Source organism: uncultured Bacteroides sp. (genome assembly GCF_910578895.1).
Classification (GTDB): domain Bacteria; phylum Bacteroidota; class Bacteroidia; order Bacteroidales; family Bacteroidaceae; genus Bacteroides.
Window position 1 is genome coordinate 1 of sequence record NZ_CAJTSC010000111.1, and the last position, 832, is coordinate 832.

At 38.7% G+C, this 832-nt stretch carries 1 protein-coding gene; it reads left to right on the forward strand.

The genetic code is table 11. From position 1 onward, the window contains the following. Positions 1-832: restriction endonuclease subunit S (locus tag QZ327_RS14365; RefSeq protein WP_294620412.1), on the forward strand; the 832-nt coding region annotated here is incomplete at both ends.

The following is an 832-nucleotide window of genomic DNA, read 5'->3' on the forward strand; positions in this document are numbered from 1 at the left end:
CTACGGGCGAGGTGAAGTGTATTGATGAGGAGATTCCCTTTGAGATTCCGCAGGGGTGGGAATGGGAAAGATGGGGTAATATTGCATTGTCAATCCAATATGGATATAATGCCCCTGCCCTTGAACGAGGTGATATAAAGATGGTCAGAATCAGTGATATTCATGATAATGTAGTTCAATGGGAAAATGTTCCATTTTGCAATATAGAAGCTTGTGATATTGATACTTATCTACTCAAAGAGAATGACATTCTTTTTGCAAGAACTGGTGGAACTGTGGGTAAATCATTTTTAGTTCAGTCTGTTCCTGAACCAGCCATATATGCTGGCTATCTCATAAGAACAAGATATTCACAAGAGTTGTGTCCACAATATCTTAAAGTGTTTATGGAAAGCCAATTGTATTGGGAACAATTGAAGTCAGGAACCATTGCTACCGCACAACCCAATTGTAATGGAAAAACATTAGGAAGGATGCTTTTACCAATTCCTCCGAAAGCAGAGCAGTCTCGTCTTGTGCAAAAATTAACAAGCCTTACTCCTATGTTTCAGCGGTATGCTAAAGCCCAGCAGGATTTGGACAATCTCAATGAAAGTATAGACGATAAACTAAAGAAGTCTATTCTTCAAGAAGCTATTCAAGGTAAGCTTGTGCCACAGATTGCAGAAGAAGGAACTGCCGGAGAGTTACTAGAACAGATAAAGCAGGAGAAACTACACTTAGTCAAAAAGGGTAAGTTAAAGAAGTCTGCTTTGGTTGATTCTGTTATCTACAAAAGTGACGATAACAAGTACTTCGAGAAGAACGAAAATACAGAAATGGATATTACTGA